Annotated in this window: 18 protein-coding genes, 1 pseudogene and 3 riboswitches; of the genes and pseudogenes, 12 read left to right on the plus strand and 7 right to left on the minus strand. The window is 30.5% G+C overall.

Translation table 11 applies throughout. From position 1 onward, the window contains the following. Positions 1-327: 327 nt before the first annotated feature. Positions 328-2,238, minus strand: coding sequence for an NAD(+) synthase (locus ACREVU_RS09295; RefSeq protein WP_431551313.1), 1,911 nt, complete (start codon positions 2,236-2,238; stop codon positions 328-330). Positions 2,239-2,655: 417 nt separating this feature from the next. Between ACREVU_RS09295 and ACREVU_RS09300 the strand changes: the two genes are divergently transcribed. Beyond that, on the plus strand, positions 2,656-3,084 hold the full coding sequence (locus tag ACREVU_RS09300; protein WP_431551314.1) for an NfeD family protein: 429 nt from the start codon (positions 2,656-2,658) through the stop codon (positions 3,082-3,084). 30 nt (positions 3,085-3,114) lie between these two features. Then, entirely contained in the window at positions 3,115-4,113 is a 999-nt protein-coding gene (locus ACREVU_RS09305; RefSeq protein ID WP_431551315.1) for an SPFH domain-containing protein, read from the plus strand. Between the two features lie 53 nt (positions 4,114-4,166). Here the strand turns inward: ACREVU_RS09305 and ACREVU_RS09310 are convergent, their stop codons facing one another. After that, positions 4,167-4,784, minus strand: a complete 618-nt coding sequence (locus ACREVU_RS09310) for a flavin reductase family protein (protein ID WP_431551316.1) — start codon at positions 4,782-4,784, stop codon at positions 4,167-4,169. A 304-nt stretch (positions 4,785-5,088) separates the two neighbouring features. On the opposite strand from ACREVU_RS09310, the gene ACREVU_RS09315 reads away from it, so the two are divergent. Then, positions 5,089-7,422 (plus strand): YcdB/YcdC domain-containing protein, encoded by a 2,334-nt coding sequence (locus ACREVU_RS09315; protein ID WP_431551317.1) that lies wholly within the window; start codon positions 5,089-5,091, stop codon positions 7,420-7,422. Positions 7,423-7,744: 322 nt separating this feature from the next. Beyond that, positions 7,745-8,692, plus strand: coding sequence for an alpha/beta hydrolase (locus ACREVU_RS09320; protein WP_431551318.1), 948 nt, complete (start codon positions 7,745-7,747; stop codon positions 8,690-8,692). A 155-nt stretch (positions 8,693-8,847) separates the two neighbouring features. On the opposite strand, the pseudogene ACREVU_RS09325 reads toward ACREVU_RS09320, so the two are convergent. The 3 genes and pseudogenes from ACREVU_RS09325 to ACREVU_RS09335 all read right to left on the minus strand — a co-directional run. Next, positions 8,848-9,021: pseudogene (locus tag ACREVU_RS09325) on the minus strand ([Fe-Fe] hydrogenase large subunit C-terminal domain-containing protein); the annotation flags it as partial. Between the two features lie 152 nt (positions 9,022-9,173). Continuing rightward, positions 9,174-9,599, minus strand: a complete 426-nt coding sequence (locus tag ACREVU_RS09330) for a DUF2812 domain-containing protein (RefSeq protein WP_431551413.1) — start codon at positions 9,597-9,599, stop codon at positions 9,174-9,176. A 131-nt stretch (positions 9,600-9,730) separates the two neighbouring features. Further along, the gene (locus ACREVU_RS09335) at positions 9,731-10,225 is read right to left on the minus strand and encodes a CPBP family glutamic-type intramembrane protease (RefSeq protein ID WP_431551319.1); all 495 of its coding nucleotides are present in this window, start codon (positions 10,223-10,225) and stop codon (positions 9,731-9,733) included. Positions 10,226-10,824: 599 nt separating this feature from the next. Between ACREVU_RS09335 and ACREVU_RS09340 the strand changes: the two genes are divergently transcribed. From ACREVU_RS09340 to ACREVU_RS09355, 4 genes are all read left to right on the plus strand, one after another. Further along, positions 10,825-12,318: a YjjI family glycine radical enzyme gene (locus ACREVU_RS09340; protein WP_431551320.1), complete on the plus strand. Its 1,494-nt coding sequence runs from the start codon at positions 10,825-10,827 to the stop codon at positions 12,316-12,318. Next, positions 12,311-13,147 carry a YjjW family glycine radical enzyme activase gene (locus ACREVU_RS09345; protein ID WP_431551321.1) on the plus strand — a complete coding sequence of 279 codons (837 nt, stop codon included), beginning with the start codon at positions 12,311-12,313 and terminating at the stop codon, positions 13,145-13,147. Before ACREVU_RS09340 ends, ACREVU_RS09345 begins: the two co-directional genes overlap by 8 nt. A gap of 198 nt (positions 13,148-13,345) precedes the next feature. Further along, a complete protein-coding gene (gene pepF / locus ACREVU_RS09350; RefSeq protein ID WP_431551322.1) occupies positions 13,346-15,145 on the plus strand; it encodes an oligoendopeptidase F in 1,800 nt (599 codons plus the stop codon). A 322-nt stretch (positions 15,146-15,467) separates the two neighbouring features. After that, complete coding sequence (locus ACREVU_RS09355; protein WP_431551323.1) at positions 15,468-15,728, plus strand: hypothetical protein; 261 nt, start codon at positions 15,468-15,470, stop codon at positions 15,726-15,728. A gap of 478 nt (positions 15,729-16,206) precedes the next feature. Here ACREVU_RS09355 and ACREVU_RS09360 read toward each other — a convergent pair whose 3' ends face one another. Next, entirely contained in the window at positions 16,207-17,544 is a 1,338-nt protein-coding gene (locus ACREVU_RS09360) for an APC family permease (protein WP_431551414.1), read from the minus strand. Between the two features lie 159 nt (positions 17,545-17,703). After that, positions 17,704-17,801: riboswitch (glycine riboswitch) on the minus strand. A 245-nt stretch (positions 17,802-18,046) separates the two neighbouring features. Next, positions 18,047-19,027 carry a lipoate--protein ligase gene (lplA, locus tag ACREVU_RS09365; RefSeq protein WP_431551324.1) on the minus strand — a complete coding sequence of 327 codons (981 nt, stop codon included), beginning with the start codon at positions 19,025-19,027 and terminating at the stop codon, positions 18,047-18,049. A gap of 205 nt (positions 19,028-19,232) precedes the next feature. Beyond that, positions 19,233-19,336: riboswitch (glycine riboswitch) on the plus strand. 3 nt (positions 19,337-19,339) lie between these two features. Further along, positions 19,340-19,413, plus strand: a riboswitch (glycine riboswitch). Positions 19,414-19,500: 87 nt separating this feature from the next. Between lplA and gcvT the strand changes: the two genes are divergently transcribed. From gcvT to gcvPB, 4 genes are read left to right on the plus strand one after another with little or no spacing between them, the layout of a single operon-like run. Further along, entirely contained in the window at positions 19,501-20,607 is a 1,107-nt protein-coding gene (gcvT, locus tag ACREVU_RS09370) for a glycine cleavage system aminomethyltransferase GcvT (RefSeq protein WP_431551325.1), read from the plus strand. Between the two features lie 18 nt (positions 20,608-20,625). Beyond that, complete coding sequence (gene gcvH / locus ACREVU_RS09375; protein WP_431551326.1) at positions 20,626-21,009, plus strand: glycine cleavage system protein GcvH; 384 nt, start codon at positions 20,626-20,628, stop codon at positions 21,007-21,009. Position 21,010: 1 nt separating this feature from the next. Continuing rightward, positions 21,011-22,354 (plus strand): aminomethyl-transferring glycine dehydrogenase subunit GcvPA, encoded by a 1,344-nt coding sequence (gene gcvPA, locus ACREVU_RS09380; RefSeq protein WP_431551327.1) that lies wholly within the window; start codon positions 21,011-21,013, stop codon positions 22,352-22,354. Then, complete coding sequence (gene gcvPB, locus ACREVU_RS09385) at positions 22,351-23,811, plus strand: aminomethyl-transferring glycine dehydrogenase subunit GcvPB (RefSeq protein WP_431551328.1); 1,461 nt, start codon at positions 22,351-22,353, stop codon at positions 23,809-23,811. Before gcvPA ends, gcvPB begins: the two co-directional genes overlap by 4 nt. Positions 23,812-23,924: the final 113 nt, after the last annotated feature.

Here is a 23,924-nt window from a genome sequence, read left to right on the forward strand (position 1 = left end):
TCGCTAAGAACTCCTAATTTTATTTTTAATTAAGATGCTAAGAAACATAAACTCGCTATCCCCTTAGTATTCCTCATGGGCGCACAACAATTCTCAATTGTTGTGTGCTCAAACATATGTTTCTCTTAACGCATCTTAATTAAAAATAAAATAAGAAGTTCTAAAGCTTGCTCCAATGCATTATACGTAATATATATCTTTTTTTACGTATAACGCATCTTAATTAAAAATAAAATATGGAGTTCTAGGGCTATAGCCACTTATTGTAGATTTAAACAAACAACTAAGCACATAACAATAGATAATTGTTATGTGCTCAGTTAATTTCTAAAGGAAAGAATTATAACTAGCATCAGAAGGCATTCTAAGATCTCCCCTTGGAGATACACTTATAGTTCCAACTTTTGGACCATCTGGTAGAACTGAACGTTTAAATTGTTGGGTAAAGAATCTTTTTATAAATTTATCTAGCCATTTAACGATTTCCTCCTGGTCGTAATCAGTTTTAAAGGCTTGTTTAGCTAAGAATAATATTTTATTAGGAGTAGTTCCCTGCTTCATAAAATAATAGAGGAAAAAGTCATGCAGTTCATATGGACCGACTATGTCCTCAGTCTTTTGAGCGATTTCGCCATTTTTATCTTTGGGTAGAAGTTCTGGACTTACAGGAGTGTCAAGGATATCTAAAAGAATATCTGTAACTTCTACTGAGGCTTCTTTATCTGCTACATACTTAACTAAATATCTCACTAAAGTCTTAGGAATTGAGCAGTTTACAGAGTACATAGACATGTGATCTCCATTATATGTGCACCAACCTAAGGCAAGCTCAGATAAATCTCCTGTTCCTATTAATAAGCCACCTTCTTTATTAGCAAGGTCCATAAGAATTTGTGTTCTTTCTCTTGCTTGAACATTTTCATAAGTTACATCATGTTTTTCTGCTGGATGGCTTATGTCTTTAAAATGTAGAAGGCAAGCTTCCACTATATTTATTTCCCTAAACTCTGTACCTAAGTTTTTACATAGGTCTACCGCATTCTTATAGGTTCTATCTGTAGTTCCAAAACCGGGCATAGTGATAGTAATAATATTTTTTCGTGGTAACTTTAGCATGTCAAAGGTTTTAACTATAACAAGTAGTGCTAAAGTCGAATCAAGGCCTCCAGAAATACCAATTATCGCTTTTTTAAGCCCAGTATATGAAAATCTTTTGGCAAGAGCTGAGGATTGAATATTAAAAATTTCCTTGCAACGTATTTCTCGCAAATGCTCATCAGAAGGAACAAAGGGATGCTTATCGATATATCTATCAAAAATTCCTAAATCTGCGTTTGAAAATTTAAAAGGTATTTCACATACTTCAAAAGGACATATGGACTTACTGTTTCTAAAACTTGTGTTTTTTAATCTTTCACTGTTTAATTTATCTATATCAATAATAGAAGTGATAATTTCATTTTCCCTTTGAAATCTATTATTCTCTTTCAATAGTAGTCCATTTTCACTAATCAAAAGATGACCGCTGAAAAGCAAGTCTGTAGAGGATTCAAAAACACCAGAGGATGCATATAAATATGAACACATACATCGTGCACTCTGAGATGAAACTAAGGATCTTCTGTAATCAGCCTTACTAACTAGTTCGTTAGAGGCAGATAAATTAGCAATTATATTTGCACCTTGAAGAGCTAAATAGCTACTAGGAGGAATGGTTACCCAAAGATCTTCGCAAATCTCAAAACCAAATTTAATCTTATCACAGGTGAATAATAAATTTGTTCCAAAGGGGATGCTACTTGCAAAAGAAAGATTTACAGTTTTTGATGTTATGCCAAGACCCTCAGTAAACCATCTTTTTTCATAAAATTCCGAGTAATTTGGAATATAGCTTTTTGGTACGATTCCTAAAATATTGCCGTTAAATATTACATAGGCGCAATTATATAGGCAATTATTAAAATATAGTGGAGCTCCTATAGCAATTAATATATCTTTGTCTTTAGAAAACTCACATAGGGATTGAATTGCTCTTTCAGATTTTTTAAGTAATTCTTGTTGTAAAAATAAATCAGCACAGGTGTAGGCTGTTATACTAAGTTCTGGAAAAACTATAAATTTTGATTTTTGTTTTAAGGATTCTTCGATGCAATTTTTTATGTTAATTAAATTAAATTCTATATCTGCTACATTAACGATTGGACAAGCAGCAGAAACTTTTATAAAAGAAGTATCCAAACTAATTCACGACCTTTCTTTTGTTTATGGAATATAGTATTTGTATATTTGTCTTTATATAGTCAATGTTACTAAAATTATAACATTATCTTAGATATATTAGTAGCAAGGGTTAATGATTATTATTATAATAAATGTATAGGAAACAATAATTATGGAACTATAAGATTTGGTAGTATACTTAATGTAAGTAAAGAAAAAATAATATGGTTAAGTCTAATAATGCAGTTTCTAGCCGTTTTCAATGGCTCTATTGTTTAAATGGTAATTAGCCGTCCCTATCATTTGGACTATATTAAACCAAAATAATAAATTTGTATTATATTATATAAAAAAGAGATATACTAATAATAGCAATTGGTAATATTTTAATGGTTATAACGCATTATGTTAGATTTCTGAAAGGGGGAATACAATATGGAATGGACGCCAATGATATTTTGGATTATTGTAGCATTAGGGGCACTAGCTATTGATATTGCTACGAGTGCTTTCTTGTTTATATGGTTTGCTGTGGGTGCAATTGCAGCAATAATTGCTATAGCGTTAAATGCACCAATAAGTACACAAGCAATCATTTTTGTTGCAGTAAGTGCGGCGACTATGGCTGTTGGATATCCTATAGTCAAAAAGACAATAAAGAAAACTGTAAAGAAAACACTGACTATGGAAGAAGCATATATTGGAAATGAATTTACAATAACTAAAGACATTGATATAAAAGCGCATATTAAATTCCAAGGAATTTATTGGACTGTAAAAAATGTAGGAAAACCTTTGACAAAAGGCGACTTGGTTCAAATTATTGGGATAGAAGGAAATAAATTATTGATAGAGAAAGTATAAGGTGTATTAAAATTTAAGGAGGAATTTATAATGGGAACGATTATAGGCTTAGTTTTATTATTAATATTAGTTATAATCATTATATCATCTATTAAAATTGTTAATACTGGATCCATATGTTTAGTGGAAAGGTTTGGTCAGTTTCATAGAACATTAGAACCGGGTTGGCATTTAATAATTCCATTTGCAGACTATGTTAGAAGAAGAATTTCTACGAAGCAGCAAATACTTGACATACAACCACAGAATGTTATAACTAAGGATAATGTAAATATATCAATTGATAATGTTATATTTTATAAGGTTATTAACTCAAAGGATGCAGTGTACAATATTGAGGATTATAAATCAGGTATAGTGTACTCAACTATAACTAATATGAGAAATATTGTGGGAGATATGACTTTAGATGATGTATTATCAGGAAGAGATAGAATAAATTTAAGACTTCTTGAAATAATCGACGAAATTACTGATGCTTATGGAATTAAAATACTATCTGTAGAAATTAAAAATATTATTCCACCATCTGAAATTCAACAGGCTATGGAAAAACAAATGAGAGCAGAGAGAGATAAGAGAGCATTTATTCTTACAGCAGAAGGTGAAAAGCAAAGCCAAATTGAAAGAGCAGAAGGACATAAACAAGCACAAATATTAAATGCTGAAGCTGAAAAAGAAGCAAATATTAGACGTGCAGAAGGAATGAAAGAATCACAACTTCTTGAAGCAGAAGGTAAGGCTAAAGCTATTCAGGCTATTGCAGTTGCAGAAGCAGATGCAATAAGAAAAGTAAACTCGGCTATTATAGAATCAGGTACAAACGAAACAGTAATAGCATTAAAGCAAATTGAAGCTCTTAAAGAAATGGCTAAGAACCCAGCTAATAAGCTTATACTTCCAAATGAGACATTGTCAAGTTTAGGTAGCATATCAGCTATAGCCGAAATGTTAAAAATGACTAAACATGTTGAAAATAAACCAATGGATAATAAAACACTTGGAAATATCTCCACTGAAAAGAAATAAATATAGAACAATTTAATGTAAAATAATTCAACATAAAAATAAAGCCTGAGAAATCAGGCTTTATTTTTATGTTTTGCTTTGTTATTTTTCTTTAATTCCTTGTTGCTCTTTTTCTGAATTGAATAACCAAATTTACCTAGAGGTTTAGAATTAACACTAAAATATTCACCATGAGAATAAGTAATAAGATCTGCACTTTCAAAATGAATTTTTCCATTATAATCTATTAAGGTATTATCTACATGGGTATTCACAATCTCGGCTAAAAACAAATCGTGGCTACCTAGAGGAGTAATACTTTTAACTACGCATTCTAGAGATATAAGGCATTCGGAAATTAATGGCGAGGTGATATCCTTGCTGTTTTCCGTAGTAAAGTTCATTTCTTTAATTTTATCTATTTGTTTACCTGAGCGTACTCCGCAATAATCAACTTGTCTAACCATTTTTGAACTAGGTAGATTTACTACAAAATTACCACTTTCTTTTATATAATCATAGGAAAGTCTTTCAGGTTTTATGGATACAGTTATCATTGGGGGCTTAGTACAAGCAGTTCCTATCCATGCCACTGTAAAGACATTTATTTTGCCCTCTTTATTTTTTGAGGTGATTAATACTACTGGAACAGGGTTTAACATTGCACTGCCTTTAAAAATAGTCTTTGTCATATATGTTCACTCCTATATCTTTAACTTATGTAGCAGATTTTTCATATCATTTATATATTATTTATTTCTCTATAACATTATCCATTATACAATACCTTCAAAGATTTATAAAGTTATGGAATTCACTAAAAAAAAGTTTACTTAAAAAGTAAAAAATGTAATTATATTGTAACTATATATAATTTGTAATGGTTTATAATATATATAAATGATAATAAAATTTTAAATTACACAAATTATACTTTTCAACAAAAGATAGATATTTAAAATAAAAAATATTATATATTGAAAGGTAGGAATTATTATGAATAGAAAAAAAATATTTTCAATAATATTAGCAGCGGCAGTAGCATTTACTGCTACTGCTTCAACTTTTACAAATGTTACTACTAATGCTAAACCACAAATTATGCCAATTATAAAAACAAACACGGCTAAAACTGCAATGACAACAAGCAACGCAAATAATAGCCAAGATGAAAAAAATGTTAAAATATCAAAAGATAAAGCAAAAGAAATAGCAAAGGGAATAATGAAAACATATTTTAGAACAGAAATAGATGAGAGTAAATTCAATGCAACAAGTAATTTTAATACATCAAATTATAATGGAATTAACGGTAGCTCTTGGAATATTAACTGGGATATGTATAATGCATCAAAAAGTATTAATATTAGTGTTACATTAAATGCGGAAACTGGTGAAGTTATTGCGGCAAGTAATTATGAACGTAAGACAAATGAAGAAAATACAGTTCCAACTGTGACTGCAAAGGAAGCAGGAAAGATTAGTGATGAATTTGTCGAAAAAATTGGAGCTAAAAAAAATAGGGAATATAATAAAAAAGATAATAATAATTTAGGATATTATGGATCGCCTAATTATAATTTCAGTTATATAAATAAAGTTAATGGTATAGAATTTGATGGTAATAGCATTAATATAGAAGTTGATGGTGTATCTGGCAAGGTGGTTTCTTACTATAATAATTGGAATGCAGATTTGAAATTTCCAGAGATTAAAGGTGTAATAGATTCTAAAACTGCAGTTGAAGCTTTTAAAGCTGAAGCCAAAATGTCTTTAAAATACATGGCTTTCACACAAAATTATAGGTATTATGAAAATAAAAGAGATGTAAAATTATTGTATGTTCCAGAATTTAATAAAGGAAATGTGTTAGATGCTAAAGATGGAAAGTTCATTGATCCCTTTAATAATGTTAACGGTTCAGTAAAAAAAGATTTAAATGAAAAAGAAAAATCAGATTTTTATGGTAAAGCAAAAGTTATAACTAATAGAGAAAAGGCAATAGAAGAAGAGGAAGCAGGAACTATAATAAAAAGTTTCATAAATAAAATTTATGGTGAGGGTTATGTAATTCAAGGGCTAGCATATCAAGAATTTTCTGAAAATGTTGGAAGTTCAAGTAATAAAACTTGGAGTGCGTCGTTTAATAAAGGAAATGTAGTAAATTCCAACGAAGGTGGGAATGTATCAATAGATGCTTTAACTGGAGAAATAGTGAACTCTTATAAATATTCAAATGAAGATTATAATAGTAGTGAAAAATTTACAGCTAAATTATCTTGGAATGATGCATATACTAAGGCGCTTGATGCAGTCGCAAAGTATTATCCTGATAAAATAAAACAAATAAAAACAGAGCAAATTCATTATCTCTATAGTGATTATGACAAGATGGGGGAAAGAAGTTATTATTTCAACTTTACAAGAATTGAGAATGGCATAGAATTCAATGAAAATGGTGTAAATATTGGCTTTAGTGCTGTAACTGGCGATATGAATAGTTTAAATTGTAATTGGGATAATACCATTAAATTTCCGGAAATAAAAAATGCTATAAGTGCAAAGAATGCAAATGATTTACTATATAGTAAATATAAACCGATACTTGTTTATACACAAATAAATAAAAGTGTTAATCCCGAAAAACCAGAATTAGAAATAAAGCTTGCTTATAAACTAAGTGATAATAATGGAATGTATGACTATACAAATATTGACGCACTTACTGGAAAGTTCTTAAATTACAATGGTGAAAATATTGACCCAAATATAGAATTGTTCAAAGAAAAAATTAAAGGTAGTAAGGCAGAAAAGGAGCTAAGCATTTTAGCATCTAAAGGATTAATAGAGACTGCTGATTTTAAATTAGACAAAAAAATCACTCAAATTGACTTAATTAAAATGTTAGTAAATGCAAGGGGCTATACACCATATATGGCAGAAAAAACAGCAGATTTAAAATTCTCAAATATTGTAAAATCTGATGTAAACTATAAATATCTTCAAATGGCTGTATCCTATGGAATTATGGAGAACTCAAAAGGTAAATTTATAGGGGATAAATTAGTTACTAGAGAAGAACTGGCTAAAACATTAGTTAAATATACTAATTATAGTAAACTGGCTGACCACAGTGAATTGTTTAAAATTAATTATAGTGATGCAAGTAAAATAAGTAAGGGTAATTCGGGATATGTAGCTATTGCAGCAGCATTTGGTTTTATAAAAATAGAAAACAACGAATCTAAGCCAAAGGACAATGCCACAATGGAACAATTAGCTGTAGGTGTATATAACGCACTTAATAACGTAAGAAATACACAATACTAAAAGAGAAAATGTCTAAATTGAAAAAAAATAGCTGTAAACACGAAGAAGTACAGGCGAAATATTTAATATTTATTTGAATAATATTGCTTTGCAAATGTATATTTTAGTGATATAATTTTAATGAGAGTAAATATGAAATATGGCTAAGAGAAATGAGAGCCACACTAATAAATCTGTTTAACGATAGACTTATTAAGTGTGGTTTTTTGTATTTAAATTTTCATCCGTATTAAAATATCTAACTAATCCTACTAGAATTTTATAGTTTTTGTGTCTAATTATAGTATTTTTATATAAAAAGTATAAATAGGGGGCTGGGGTTATGAAAGTAGAAAATTTTAAGATTGTGGACAAAGGTAATTTGAAAATATTTGTATATAAATGGCTACCAGATGAGAATGTACATGTTAAGGGGATAGTTCAGATAGCCCATGGAATGGCAGAAACAGCAGCGAGGTATGAATGCTTTGCAAAAGCTTTAACAAAAAATGGGTTTATTGTTTATGCTAATGACCATAGAGGACATGGGAAAACTGCAGGAGAAGTCTCCAAATTAGGGGATTTGGGTGAGGATGGTTTTAATTCAATGGTCCAAAATATGCATCAATTGAATGCAAGGATTAAAGAAGAAAATCAAAAATTACCTATATTTTTGTTTGGTCATAGTATGGGATCGTTCTTAACACAAAGATATATTTGTTTATATGGAAATGAATTAAATGGTGCAATTATTTCAGGGTCTTGTGGTAAGCAGGGAATTACTGTAGATATAGCAAGGATAATAGCAAAGGGTGAGATTAAGAAAATTGGAAGAGCTGGTAAAAGTAATAAATTAGATAAATTATCTTTTGGGAGTTATAACAATTCTTTTAAGCCTAATAGGACAGCATTTGATTGGCTAAGTAGTGATAATAAGCAAGTAGATAAATATATAGCTGATCCATTTTGTGGGACAGTCTTTACAGCGGGATTTTTCTATGACTTTTTAGGTGGACTAAAAAGTATAGCTGACAGCAAGGAAATTAAAAATATACCTAAAAATTTACCTGTTTATATTTTCTCAGGAGAAAAAGATCCTGTAGGAAAGAATGGTAAGGGCATTTTAAAACTTGTTAAGACATATAATGAACATGGAATGGTGGATTTAACTTATAAGCTTTACAAAGATGGAAGGCATGAGATGCTTAATGAGATTAATAAGGAAGAAGTAATTGAGGATGTAATTAAGTGGCTTAATGAGCACATAAATAAAGAGTCAAATCTAAGTTAATCACTTTTTTCTTATAGTCTGCTATAACGAAAATGATATATTGCTAAAATGCTTTCACTTCGCCGTGTAATTCTAAAATTTATTTTATTTGAAGTTGATAAAAAATACAACTCGCTTCGCTCAAATATGTATTTTTATTCACGCAACTTCAAATTTTGAAGGATATCAACATTGCCATAAATATATGGCTGACCACCGCCATCAATGCAACCACCTGGGCATGCCATGATTTCGATTATATGGTAGTTAGATTCACCATTTCGTATGGATTCAATTAATTTTCTTGCATTACCTAGACCATTTACCGCTGCTACATTTACATCTGTGTCTTCTATTTCTATTTAAGATAAGTCCATAAGCTTCAAAAATAATGGTGCTATTGAAATTAGATATTAATTAAATTTGTTTCTAGTTCTTAGGTAGTATCCTAAAGATTTTATAACAAAGTAGCCAAATTCAATTATGACCATGGAAAAAACTATTAAGCTTCCCCTGGCATATAAGTAACATTCAAAGAACCATTGGTAGAATAAAAAAGTAGTCCGATAAGAATAAGCAGTGGCATAATTGACATGATTAACCACAACGTCAATAGGCATCCAATAGAGTATTTAATATTGCGACTTCTATTTAATAGACTTTCTCGTGAAGGATATATTTTTATTTGAGATTCATCATTTTCATTTGCGAGAATACTCCATTTACCCTTTGAGTAAACACTATACCAGCCGCTATTTAATAATGATTGTGAAGAAACATTAATACCAGTTTTATGGCGATAAATTCTATAGGTTATTTCTTTTATTTCACCTTTTTCGAAGATGAATACTTTAGTCATAGTATTAATTTCTTTCAGGTAATAGCCTCTTGCAGACATATCGCATAACCAATTTTCAGTTTTTATAATATCAAGGTTCTAAAACGGTCTAAAAACATTCTTACTCATAAAAATCCCCCTAAAATCTTACTGCAATATAAAACAAGGATATTAAATATAAAATCAGCTTGTCTACTTAAGCATTTATTCTTTTGGTTTTGTTATATAGAAAATAAAATAGTTGAAATTGTGTTTCTTATGCAATGAATCCAAAAGACAACCCAAAAAGTGGAGAAGCTCTTTTTTTTATAAGTTAAATAAGAATATGCCAGTATTAACCCTACTATAAAGCCATAAAAAACATATAAATAACTATAACTGTGTGAAAATCCAAATATTAATGCTGAAATTATAGCAATAATAATATTTTTCTGTTTAAAAATATTTATAGAACTTAAAATTTCAATAATTCCATATTGAAAAATAAATGTTTCTGCTATAGGACCTACTATGGAGGCAACTATAATAGTTGAAAGCAGGGATGTCTCCTTTATGTTATCTGCTCCCCCCATTTGACCTACGTATTTCTCATACAGATAAAATATTGGTATAAATGGTATTATAACTAAAGATGAAACTAATACCATGATAAGAATGAATTTCAAAGTAGATAACCCTTGAAAATAATTATTAATGTTTCTATAAATCCTTCTCATTATATATTCCTCCTGATTGGACCTTTTATTTGAAATAATTGATATAAGTAATGATTGTAACGATAGTATTGCCATAAAGTCACCCTGCAAATAATTCTATAGTACCGTAATAAAATATATATATTTACTAAAACATGGGTTGCATAAATACTAATAATAACATAAATTACAATAATATGTGCGCTGTACCATTACTTATGAACGGTAAAATGGTAAAAGTATGGTAAAATTTAAATGAATTTCATGAGAGCAAGCCATTCTTCTGCTTTATCTGGAGAATAAAACCAAACTTGTTTAATTTCATTAATAGCATTTCTATCTCTACGTAATTTTCTTTATATTTTATAATCAATTATTGTGTCTTTAGGTATGGTAAAGCCTAAAGCAGAGTATAATTCATTATACTCATAAATGAGGATACGAGATATTATCGAATTAACCATAATCATACCTATAAAACAATAATTATTAATTGATGCAGAAAACATTTGCAAAAGAATAGGATTAAATATAAAATATAATTAACAGCATAATTTATATGTTAAACAACCCATTTAAAAATAATGTGGTTAAAATAATTTAAATGGATGGTGTTATTAATGGACAACATTTTAGAAATTATTAAAAATGGGACTCTAACCTATGAGCAAAAGGTACTAACTCTTGCACGAGCTGCAGAAGATAGTATAGATGTTCTAAATATTAAAAAGGATACTCAAAAACTTAGGGATGAAGGAATAATATGTGATCTTTTTGAAGGTCATGCACCTTATAGACCTAGGTATATAGTACCTAATTATGAAAAGTTCATGAAAAACGGTAGTGAATTTTTAGGACTGACTCCTCCAAAGGATATTTGGGAGGCTACAAATAATCTGTTAATATTATATAGACATGTACCATCAATTACATCATTTCCAGTATATGTAGGGAATATTGATGATCTTTTGGAACCTTTTGTGGTTAATGAGGTCGAAGCACTTCATGCTATAAAATTATTTCTAACACATATAGATAGAACTATAACAGATTCCTTTTGCCATGCTAATATAGGGCCAAAAGATAGTAAGGCGGGAAGATTAATATTAAGAGCGGAAAGAGAACTGCAAAATGCAATTCCTAACCTAACTTTGAAATATAGTACTGATACTCCAGATGATTTTGCTATTGATGCAATTAATACTGCACTAATAACTGCTAAGCCAAGTTTTGCTAACCATGAAATGTTTTCTAAGGAGTTTGATGGAAACTATGCTATAGCAAGTTGCTATAATGGATTAACTATAGGTGGAGGAAGTTACACCTTATCTAGGTTGAATTTAGCTGGCCTTGCTAAAAAAGCAGAAAATCAAGAAGAATTTATAAATCTAATATTGCCGGATGCAGTTGAGAAAATGGTTGGGTATATGCAAGAAAGAATTAGATTTCTAGTTGAGGAGAGCGGTTTCTTTGAAACCAATTTCTTAGTAAAGGAAGGATTGATAGATAAAGAAAACTTTACAGGCATGTTTGGTATGTTTGGACTTGCTGAATGTGTAAATTATTTTATCGATTCTTCTAAATTAGAAAACAGATTTGGACATGGCAAAATAGCGAATGATCTTGGATATAGAATTATTGAAAAGCTAGAAACTGAGGTTAATAAGTACAATGATCCTCATTGCAGTATATCTAAAGGTAAATATTTATTGCATGCACAAGTGGGTATTGATTCTGATATGAGAATAAGTCCAGGTTGCAGGATTCCAATTGGTGATGAACCTGAGCTTATGCAGCATATAATTGAATCAGCTAAATTCCATAAGTTCTTCCCTTCAGGCATAGGTGACGTATTTAGTTTTGATAGTACAGTTAAAAGTAATCCAAAATATTTACTGGATATTATCAAGGGTGCTTTTGCACATCAAATGAGATATTTTTCGGCTTATTCCTCAGACTCTGATGTAATAAGGATTACTGGTTATCTTGTTAAAAGATCAGAAATGGAAAAATTACAAAAGGGGCAGCAAGTATTGCAAGATACTGTAGCACTAGGACTTGGGGCAGTTCTGAATCAAAAGGTGTTAGAGCGAAAGATAAGAAAAAATGATTAAGGGACTAGTTAACAAAATAATTCCCTTTAGCTGTGTGGATGGACCAGGGAATAGGACAGCTATATTTTTAGAGGGGTGTAATTTCAACTGCTCTTATTGTCATAATCCAGAGACTATAAATGTTTGTAATAATTGCGGAGCATGTGTGAGTGCTTGCCATTACGGTGCGTTGCAGTTTAAGGATTTACGTGTAGTTTGGGATAAAACAGCCTGTATTAGATGTGATGAATGTATAAAGACTTGCAAAAGAAATAGTTCGCCTAAAACAGAGTGCATGACTGTGTGTGAAGTTGTAGGAGAAGTAGAAAAAAATAAGTCCTTTATCTCTGGAATTACAGTTTCAGGTGGTGAGTGTACTCTACAAAGTGAATTTTTAACACAACTTTTTAGAGAAGTTAAAAAGATGGGTTTAACATGTTTTATGGACACTAATGGTTCAGTTCCACTATGGGAACATAAGGAGCTAGTAGATGTTATGGATATGGCCATGGTAGATATAAAATCTTATAGTAATAAAGAGCATGAAGGACTTACAGGCATGGAGAATACCATTGTTCTAGAAAATGTACGATATTTAGCTAAGTTAAATAAAATTTATGAAATTAGAACGGTTATTGTACCAGAAGTTTTGGATAACTATAATAATGTAGATGAAATTAGTAAACTAATTGTGTCCTTAAATCCGGATATAAGATACAAACTTATAAAATACAGGCAAATTGGTGTGAGGCATGATAAGATAAACAGTTACACACCTAATGACGAAATTATGAAGAAACTCAGTTGTATAGCTGAGCAAAATGGTTGCAAAAATGTAGTTATAGTATAATTTGTTTAGGTAAAGGCAAACAAATACCAAGCTAGTATAGTACACCATACATTTAAACTTGTACTAAAGGCCTCACAAAATGTGAGGCCTTTTAACTTGTAGAAATTTTTTGAATAATATGATAATATGGTTATAATATTTATATACTAATGTAAATTAGTAGGATTAAAATTTATAAAATGAAAGAAGGAAAATTTAGTGAGTGAGGTTAAAAGACTTAAGACAAGAGATGAAATCAATAGCACGTTTAAGTGGAAAGTTGATAAGATGTATATTAATTCTGCGGCCTGGGAAGAGGATTTTCAAATATTAAAATCTAAAGCCCCAAAAATGCAAATATTTTCAGGAAAATTAGGGCGGGCTGAGGATTTATTAGCATTTTTAGAAAGCAACGTAGAGATTGATAGACTTTTAGACAAATTACTTGTATATGCTCATTTAAGAGCGGACGAGGATACGGCTAAGGCTGAGTTCCAGGTTCTTAAAAATAAAATAGATGCTTATGGGGCAGAAGTCTCTAGTATTACGGCATTTTTTATTCCTGAATTATTATCATTACCAGAGGGAGCTGTAGATGAGGAAATTAAAAAAATTCCAGCACTTGAATTATATGAGTTCTATTTAAGTGATATTTTAGATCAAAAGCCTCATATCTTAAGTGTAGATGGAGAAAAACTTTTGGCTTCTGTTAGTGATTGTTTAAATGCCCCGGGAAATATATTTGGAATGCTTACAAATGCAGACATGGTATTTCCAAGTATAAAAGATGAAACAGGCAATGAGGTTGAATTAACAGAAGGAAATTATAGTACTTTTATAAAATCTAAAGATAGAAGAGTGAGAAAAGATGCCTTTGATGCATTATTTAAAGTCTATGGTGGATTTAAAAATACTTTAACAACCTCTTTAACATCTTCAATTAAGAATTTTGTATTTAATGCAAAAACAAGAAATTATACTTCAGCCTTGGAAAGTTCTTTAAAGCCCAATAATATACCAATAGAGGTCTATGATAATGCGGTAGATACTATAAATAACAATTTATCTTCTCTCCACAAATATGTAAGCCTTAAAAAGAAACTGCTAGGACTTGATGAAATTCATATGTATGATTTATATGTACCAATAGTTGATGTAGAAGTGGACCATATTGAGTATGCAGATGCTGTTAAACTAGCACTCCAGGGTATTAAACCACTAGGAGAAGAATATTTAGATATATTCAAGAAAGGAATTAGTGAAGGTTGGGTTGACGTATTTGAAAATAAAGGTAAACGTACGGGAGCTTATTCTTGGGGCTCATATGATAGTATGCCATATGTACTTTTGAATTATAATTATCAATTGAATGATGTATCTACACTTGCTCATGAAATGGGTCACTCTATTCATTCTTATTATTCAAGGAAGAATCAACCATATATATACTCTGAATATGAATTATTCTGTGCAGAGGTAGCATCAATAACTAATGAATGTTTATTAATAGATTATTTGATTAAAAATGAGAAAGATAAGAAGAAGAGATTATTCTTAATAAATCAGCAATTAGAAGGGATAAGAACTACAGTATTTAGACAATGCATGTTTGCTGAGTTTGAAAAAATAACCCATGAGAGTATTGAAGGTGGCAATCCATTATCTCCAGAGGATTTATGTAAAATTTATCATGATCTAAATGTAAAATATTTTGGAGAAGATATGGTGGTAGATGAGGGGATAGATATGGAATGGTCTAGAATTCCTCATTTTTATAATGATTTTTACGTGTATCAATATGCTACAGGTTTTGCAGCTGCTAATTCTTTTAGTAAAATGATAGTAGAAGAGGGCGAAAGCGCTGTAGAAAGATACAAAGGATTCTTAAAAAGTGGTGGCAGTGACTACCCAATAAATATACTCAAAAAAGCAGGGGTAGATATGTCCACTCCAAAACCTTTGGAGGATACTATAAGGAGATTTGATGAACTTTTGGGGATGCTGGAAAAAGACATGTAATAGAGTGTGTAAGTTCTCTTGTGTTCCGTGTAACAGGAATTTGAAACAGAAAATTTGATTTAGAAATTATAATGGTTTACAAGTATAAAACCCCTGAAAATACAGGTGAAAATTTATCAATACCTAATTGATAAAATATCACCTGTGTTTTTTGCATCTTCTCAATTGAATTATATTTAACGTTGATGTTACATATATTGTATATTATACGAATATAAATATGATGAATAACAGATGGGTTAATGATTTTAGATGATGGAGGTAAAAAAGGGGAGTGATTTAAATTAAAATTATACTTACTATCTTAATTGGTATAATATTTTTGATATGTATTATTATACTTCAAGTGTTTTTGTCAAAACGATACAATAAGTGGCTTGGTTTAATATTGCCAATTATTAGTGTTCTCTTTTCTATTAGGCTAGTTTTAGATATGACCTTTAATGGGGAGGAATCAACTAGAGAAATTATAATGCAAACTGTTTTGGTGTTTTTATCATGGAATATTTTAACAGGATGTTTAATGGATATATATTTTACTTGCCGTGAAAAATTAGAAAAGAAAATGAATATTCAAGATTAACACCAAAAACATTGATAATGTTGTATTTGGTAAATAAATAAAATATAATTAAGCAAACACATATAATTTATTGGAATAAAATTAGGAGGCTAAATATGGGGATGATGGGGATATTCAGTTCGGTCTATTTCATTTTTTTAATAGGGGTTTTAGGATTAGGTATATACACAACTATTTTATTTATTACCGCTTTAAAAATATATATTAAAAAGAATTCATAATATAATACATTTTTCTTATATATTTAAGCTTGCACGAAGTAATTTTTGTCTTATTGGAAAATTACACAGTATCAATAATACAATAAAACCCGACTTATCTAGAAATTTCTAGATAAGTCGGGTTTTATATGTATTTTATAAATATAAATTATCTCAATTAGATCGCTAAGAAAAGTATATATTATGTAAATTGCATTTGAGCAAGCGTTACTTAGCGCAGAGAATTGCAATTGTAATAATATATACTTTTCCATCTTTTATTTATTTTTCTTAATATACCAATACACAGGAAGTCCTATTAAAGTTATTGCAAGACCTATAAGTGCGTTTGAAGTATCAGTCATAAGCGTACTCACTAGGATATATATACCTCCGATAACTCCAACAAGTGGAACTACTGGGTAAAAGGGCACTTTATAAGGTCTTTCTAAATCTTTATGTTTTGTTCTTAATATAAAGATTCCAGCTACTGCCATTGTGAAAAAAATCCATAAAACAAAAATAACTAGATCAGTTAAAGTATCAAAAGAACCACTAAATACATATAAGCAGGCAAGTCCTATCTCGAAAACAAAAGCATTTAATGGAGTTTGATATTTTGGATGTACTTTTCCTAAAAATTTATCAAAAGGTAAAAGTTTATCTTGTGCCATTGCAAAAGGTATCCTAACTCCTGTCATTAGGTAACCATTTAATGTCCCGAAAATTGAAATTAATATAATAGCCGTAATAATTAATGAACCAGATTTTCCAAATAAAACTGTTGCAACATCAGAGGCTACTTTATTTGAACTTATAACATTTGTTATAGGAACTACATTTATAATTGCTAAATTAAATAAAACATACACTGTTATAATAACAATTATTCCGAAAATTATTGACTTTGGTATATCTTTTTTAGGATTTTTAAGTTCGCCTGCTATATTACCTACACCTACCCAGCCATCATAAGCCCAAAGTGTTCCAAGCATAGCTGCTCCAAACCCAGCGCCTGCTGCTGTAGTTCCTACTGGTAGAGAAAAACTGTGAGCAGTTCCTTTTATAAGTCCCAAAGCAATAATACCAAAAATCGGAATTAGTTTTGCAATAGTTGCAACAAACTGAATTTTAGCACTTAGTTTTGTTGATAATACATTTGCAATGGTAATAACAAATAGCATTAATATTGCGAATAGTTTTTGTGTCATTGCACTCATAGGTACAAAATTAGTAGCTTGAGTTGCCAGCACTATTGCTAGGGCTGCAGCTGCACCAGGTACATAAATAACTGTTTGTACCCAACCGAATAAAAAGGCCGATTTTTCTCCATAAAGTTCTTTAAGATATATAAATATACCTCCAGTTTTTGGAATAGCTGCTGCTATTTCAGCTATAGTAAGACCAGAAGCCATAGTTATAACGCCACCTGCTACCCAAGCAAGTATTCCTAGGGTTGGAGACCCTGCATTTCTAAAGACAATAGAAGGTTTAAAGAAAATTCCGGATCCTATAACCATACCTATAACTAAGGTAATGGCTTCTCGTAAACCGATTTCTTTTCTTAGTGTTTTTGGTGAATTATTGATAGAATTTAAATCTTTTGATGTTTCCAGAATAAATCATCCTTTCTTTTGTGTGCATTGGAGTAATAAAAAATTTGTGTTAGTTAAAGACTTTAGAAGAGTATTTAATTAGTGAGAATATAAGTTTTCTACAAAAAAATCATGGAAATATATAAAAACAGGGAGCAAAAAGGCAACAAAAACACTGCCTTTTTACTCCCTGTCCTTTTATCTGAAAGTTTCCTTAGACAATAATCTAAGTTGCTCCGTTGATGCCACATTTAAGTAGTCTCTCCAGGGGTATGTCAAATTATTGTATGAAACCTGAAAGTTTCAAAATAAATCATAAGCATAGATTTATCTCTTTCTTCTACGGTTATCCAATATGGATATCTCCAATAATTATCATCCATTTAATATAAAATTTATTATTCCTATATTATTTTAATTGTAAATTTTAATTTAGTCAATAAGATTAATTATACATATTATACTTTAATAAAAAATTATTTTATTTATTGGGTTTAAAGTTTAAAAATGTAAAATGTGTATGCTAAAATATACAACTTAAAATATCTTCTAAACTTGCATTTGAAAAATAATAAGAGATATTAAACCCAGACAGAGCTCTTTTAACATCAGACTCTACATGATTTACACCTATAAGTTTAGTTTCTATATCTGAGATATCAAGTTTACTAAAGAAATCACCATATATAGAAATGTCCTTTATTATTCCGTGTTGGACTTCTAGATTGCATTCAACTGTACCAAATGGAAATTTTTTTTCATTAACAAAATTATATTTTGGAGAATGACCAAAATTCCATTCCCAAGTGGAATATTTTTCTTCGCGAAGTTTATTTATATTACGTAAATCATAGTCGTTAAATTCATATAAGGAGGCTGAACTATCTTTTGTAATAATGAAGTTCATAATTAAGGCTTCAAAATCAATGATAGATAAAGGCTCCTTTAAGTGGGAACTTATATTGGTTACCCTGCTTATTACAGATTTAATGCTCTTATCTTGAAATTTTAGTGGTTTAGCCTGTAATGCTTTTGATAAATTTGAAATATCTGATGAGAATAGTAGGGTGCCGTGATGAAGAACTCTGTTTTTATAATTATATTGAGCATTGCCTGAAAATTTCTTGCCTTCAATAGTTAGGTCATTTCTTCCACTAAATTCTGCATTTACGTTAAGTGATTTTAAAATATTTAGAATTGGCAAGGTGAATTTTCTAAAATTATTAAAATTTTCGTCACTGTTATTTTTAATGAAAGTAAAGTTTAAATTGCCTAAATCGTGAAAAACTGTGCCTCCACCAGATAATCTTCTTACTACCGGGATATTATTTGCTTGTATGTATTCCAGGTTAATTTCTGATAGAGTATTTTGATTTTTACCGACTATTATAGCGGGCTCATTACGCCAAAGCATAAAGCAATCCTCTTTAAATTCCTTTAGTATATATTCTTCTACAGCCATATTAAAATAGGGATTTACATTTGTATTATTTAAAATAATCATGAGAGGCCTCCTTATTATATTTGATTTGAAAATATAAAATGAAATATATTAACTGAAGTATATCTGAAAAGTTAAAATTATGAAACATAAAATTTTTAGAGTAGTATAAAGAACTTTGTTTATTATATATCAATTATTGAAAACGTTTAAACAATGTAGTACAATAAAATTAGAATATTACTACGTATAATTATATATTATTTAGATGATAATATCGAGAGATATCCATTCGGGGATAGCCGGAGAAGAAATATAGAAAATAGTCAGTTTTCTATAGAAACTTTCAGGCAAACATATCGATATTTGATGAAACTCTGGAAAGACCAATTGTGGTCACCGTAGGAGCAATACTTATAAAGTAGAAACTCTCAGGTAAACATACAGGGATATAGTGACATGATTTTATTATCATGCTATTATATCTCTTTTTTTATTTTTTAAATTAAGATTACAAGAATGGGAGGGAAAGTATATTGGAAAATTTAAAGAAAACACAGTTACACAATATTTACAAACAGTATGGTGGTAAACTAGTTGAATTTGGTGGATGGGAAATGCCAATACAGTTTGAGGGGATAATTAGTGAGCATGAAGCTGTTAGATGTGATGCTGGACTTTTCGATGTTTCGCATATGGGGGAAGTTGACATAAAAGGCCCTGAGGCCTTTGAATTTGTACAGAATTTAGTTACAAATGATATAGAAGTACTTAAAGATAACCAAATACTATATACTTTTATGTGCTATACAAATGGAGGAGTAGTTGATGACCTTTTAGTTTATAAATATTCTGCGCAGCATTATTACCTTGTGATAAATGCGGGTAATATAGAAAAAGACGTTAAGTGGATGAGCGATAATAAGGGAGCATATAATGTAGAAATTATTAATAGTTCTGATGCAGTTTCTGAAATTGCTATTCAAGGACCAAAGTCACAAAATATACTTCAAAAGATAACGAATCTAGATTTAAATGAAATTAAGTTTTTCTATTTTAAAAGAGATGTTTTGGTAGATGGTGTGAAATGTCTTATTTCTAGGACTGGGTATACAGGCGAGGATGGATTTGAAATATATACGTCTAATGAACAAATAGAAAAGTTATGGCATAAACTGCTTAACATAGGTAAGGAAGATGGACTTAAGCCTACAGGCCTTGGCTGTAGAGATACTTTAAGATTTGAAGCAGCACTACCTTTATATGGTAATGAATTATCACAGGATATTACACCACTGGAAGCGGGACTTGGATTTTTTGTAAAGCTTCAGAAACCTAATTTTATAGGAAAAGAAGCTCTTTTAAAGCAAAAGCAGCAAGGCCTTAAAAGAAAATCAGTAGGTTTTGAAATGGTGGAAAGAGGTATTCCAAGACATGGATATGAAGTTAAAGCTCATGGAGAAAAAATTGGGGTGGTAACAACTGGATATCTATCCCCTACATTAAAGAAAAATATAGGGCTTGCACTAATAGATTCTAAATACTGTGAATTAGGTACAGAAATTGAAATTGTGATCAGAAATAAACCATTAAAAGCAGAAGTAATAAGTAAAAAATTTTATAAGAAAAATTACAATAAATAAAAATTAGGAGGAATTTAGATGAAAACATTAAAAGATTTATTTTATAGTAAGGACCATGAATGGGTAAAAGTTGAAGGGGATAAGGCATACATTGGAATTACTGATTATGCACAACATTCTTTAGGCGATATTGTTTTTGTTGAACTACCTGAAATAGATGCAGAAATTACATGTGGGGATGCTTTTGGGGTAATTGAATCTGTTAAAGCGGCTTCTGACATGTATATTCCTATAAGTGGAAAGGTCTTAGAGATAAACGAGAGCTTAATAGATAATCCAGAATTAGTAAATGAGGATGCTTATAAAAGTTGGATGATTTCAGTAGAAATTACAAATAAAGAAGAGGTAGCTGAACTTATGAACGAAGAGCAATATAGCGAATATTGCAGTAAGGAGGAATAAGATGTTTCCATATATACCTAATACATTAGAAGATGAAAAGTTTATGCTGAAAAGTGTCGGCGCCGAGTCTATACAGGATTTGTTCTCTGACATACCTGAATGTCTCAAATTAAACAGGGATCTAAATATAAATCCATCAATGTCAGAACTAGAAGTACAAAAACACTTAAAATCTATTTGCAGTAAAAATAAAAGTACAGAGGAGTTAGTTTGCTTTTTAGGAGCTGGAGCTTATGATCATTATATACCTTCCATAATAAAGCATATTGTTTCAAGATCTGAATTTTATACATCCTATACACCTTACCAACCAGAGATAAGCCAAGGTACCCTTCAGGCTATTTTTGAATATCAAACACTAATGTGTGATTTAACGGGATTAGAAGTTTCCAATGCATCTATGTATGATGGGGCATCAGCTTGCGCAGAAGCAGCTTTTATGGCTTGTGAAAGTACAAAAAGAAAATCTATAATTGTATCTAAAACTGTGCATCCAGAAATAAGAAAAGTTCTTTCGACTTACACAAAATTTAGGGGAATAGAAATAATTGAGGTAGATGCGCAAGATGGAGTTACTGATGTTATTAAATTAAAACAGCTTGTAGATAGTAAAACTGCAGGAGTTATAGTTCAAAACCCTAATTTCTTTGGAATAATTGAAGATATGAGTTCGGTAGAAAAGATTACTCATGATAATAAAGCATTATTAATAATGAGTGTAGATCCTATATCGCTTGCCATATTAAAAACTCCGGGGGAAATTGGGGCAGATATTGTGGTAGGAGAAGGTCAATCGCTTGGAAATGCAATGAATTTTGGAGGACCCTATTTGGGATTTATGGCAACAACTAAAAAACTTATGCGTAAAATGCCAGGAAGGATTGTAGGACAGACCGTTGACGTAGATGGGAAAAGAGCATTTGTATTAACACTTCAGGCCAGAGAACAGCATATAAGACGGGAGAAAGCGACTTCGAATATATGTTCAAACCAAGGACTAAATGCATTAATTGCTGCAATTTATCTTACAACTATGGGAAAACAGGGATTAAAAGAGGTAGCAAATCAAAGTATGCAAAAATCACATTATGCTTTTAATGAAATTAGTAAATTGGATAATTATAAGCCAGTATTTGATAAACCTTTCTTTAAGGAATTTTTAATTAAGGGACCACAAAGTGCGAGTGTTATTAACGATAAATTATTAGAAAATAATATACTTGGCGGATATGACATAGGGATAAATTATCCTGAGCATAAAAATACACTATTAATATGCGTAACAGAAAAGAGAACAAAATCAGAAATTGATGGACTAATAACTGTAATGGAGGGGATAAAATGAGTGAATATAATAAATTAATATTTGAAATTTCAAAAGAAGGAAGACGTGGCTATAAATTGCCTATTTGTGATGTAGAGAGTATGGATATTAGTGAAATGATACCTGAAAATCTCTTAAGTAAAAATCAATTATCTCTTCCAGAAGTAAGTGAAGTAGATATTATAAGGCATTTTACTCTATTATCCAATAAAAATTATGGAGTAGATACAGGATTTTATCCACTAGGGTCTTGTACCATGAAGTACAATCCTAAAATAAACGAAGATATGGCGAGTATTCCGGCATTTACTGGAACTCATCCTTATCAAAATGAGAAAACTGTACAAGGAAACTTACAGTTAATGTATGAACTTGGTGAAAAATTAGCTGAAATAAGTGGCATGGATCAGGTTTCACTTCAACCTGCAGCAGGTGCCCATGGAGAACTTACTGGCCTTATGATTATAAAAGCTTTTCATGAAAATAAGGGAGATTTTAAGAGAAAAAAAATTATAGTCCCAGATTCAGCTCATGGTACTAACCCAGCTAGTGCAAGTGTAGCAGGATTTGATATTGTAGAAATTAAATCTAATGAAAAAGGCAGCATAGACTTAGATAGCTTAAAATCTGTATTGAATGATGAAATAGCGGGACTAATGCTAACAAATCCAAACACATTAGGGCTCTTTGATGAGAATATTAAAGAAATATCTGATTTAGTACATGAAGCTGGTGGACTTGTGTACTACGATGGTGCAAATTTAAATGCTATTATGGGTATAGCAAGGCCAGGAGATATGGGCTTTGACGTTGTCCACATGAACCTTCACAAAACATTTTCTACCCCACATGGTGGTGGTGGACCAGGAAGTGGGCCAGTAGGAGTAAAAAAAGAGCTTATACCATATTTACCTGTTCCAATAATAGAAAAAAATAAAGATCAATTTATTTTGAATTATGATAAACCATTATCTATTGGAAAAATAAAGAGCTTTTATGGAAATTTCGGAGTACTTGTTAGGGCTTATACTTATATTCTTTCAATGGGTGCAAAGGGGCTAAAGAAAGCAAGTGAAATGGCAGTACTCAATGCAAATTATATGAAAAGTAGATTAAAGGACTATTATTATTTGCCTATTACAAAAGTTTGCAAGCATGAATTTGTTTTAGGAGGGCTTGAGGAGGGTGTAAGTGAAGTAACTACATTGGATGTTGCTAAGAGACTTTTAGATTATGGATATCATCCACCTACTATATATTTTCCTACAATTATAGATAATGCAATTATGATAGAACCAACAGAAACTGAAAGTCTTGAAACTATGGATGCTTTTATTGAAGCTATGATAAATATTTCAAAGGAAGCAAAAGAAAATCCAGAGCTACTTAGGAATGCCCCATATAATACTATTGTCAGAAGACTTGATGAGGTTCGTGCAGCTAGAAATCCAGTTTTAAGATATTCTAAACCACTTTAACATAACTTCGGGGTAGGTAAACTATCCCGAAGTTATCTAATTCACCGCACATTGAATTTAAGTTTGGTACGTTTCATGGCGCTGAGAAGTAGTGTATATAAATTATAAAAATT

This window comes from Clostridium sp. (genome assembly GCF_050717535.1).
In the GTDB taxonomy this organism is placed as follows: domain Bacteria; phylum Bacillota; class Clostridia; order Clostridiales; family Clostridiaceae; genus Clostridium_AD.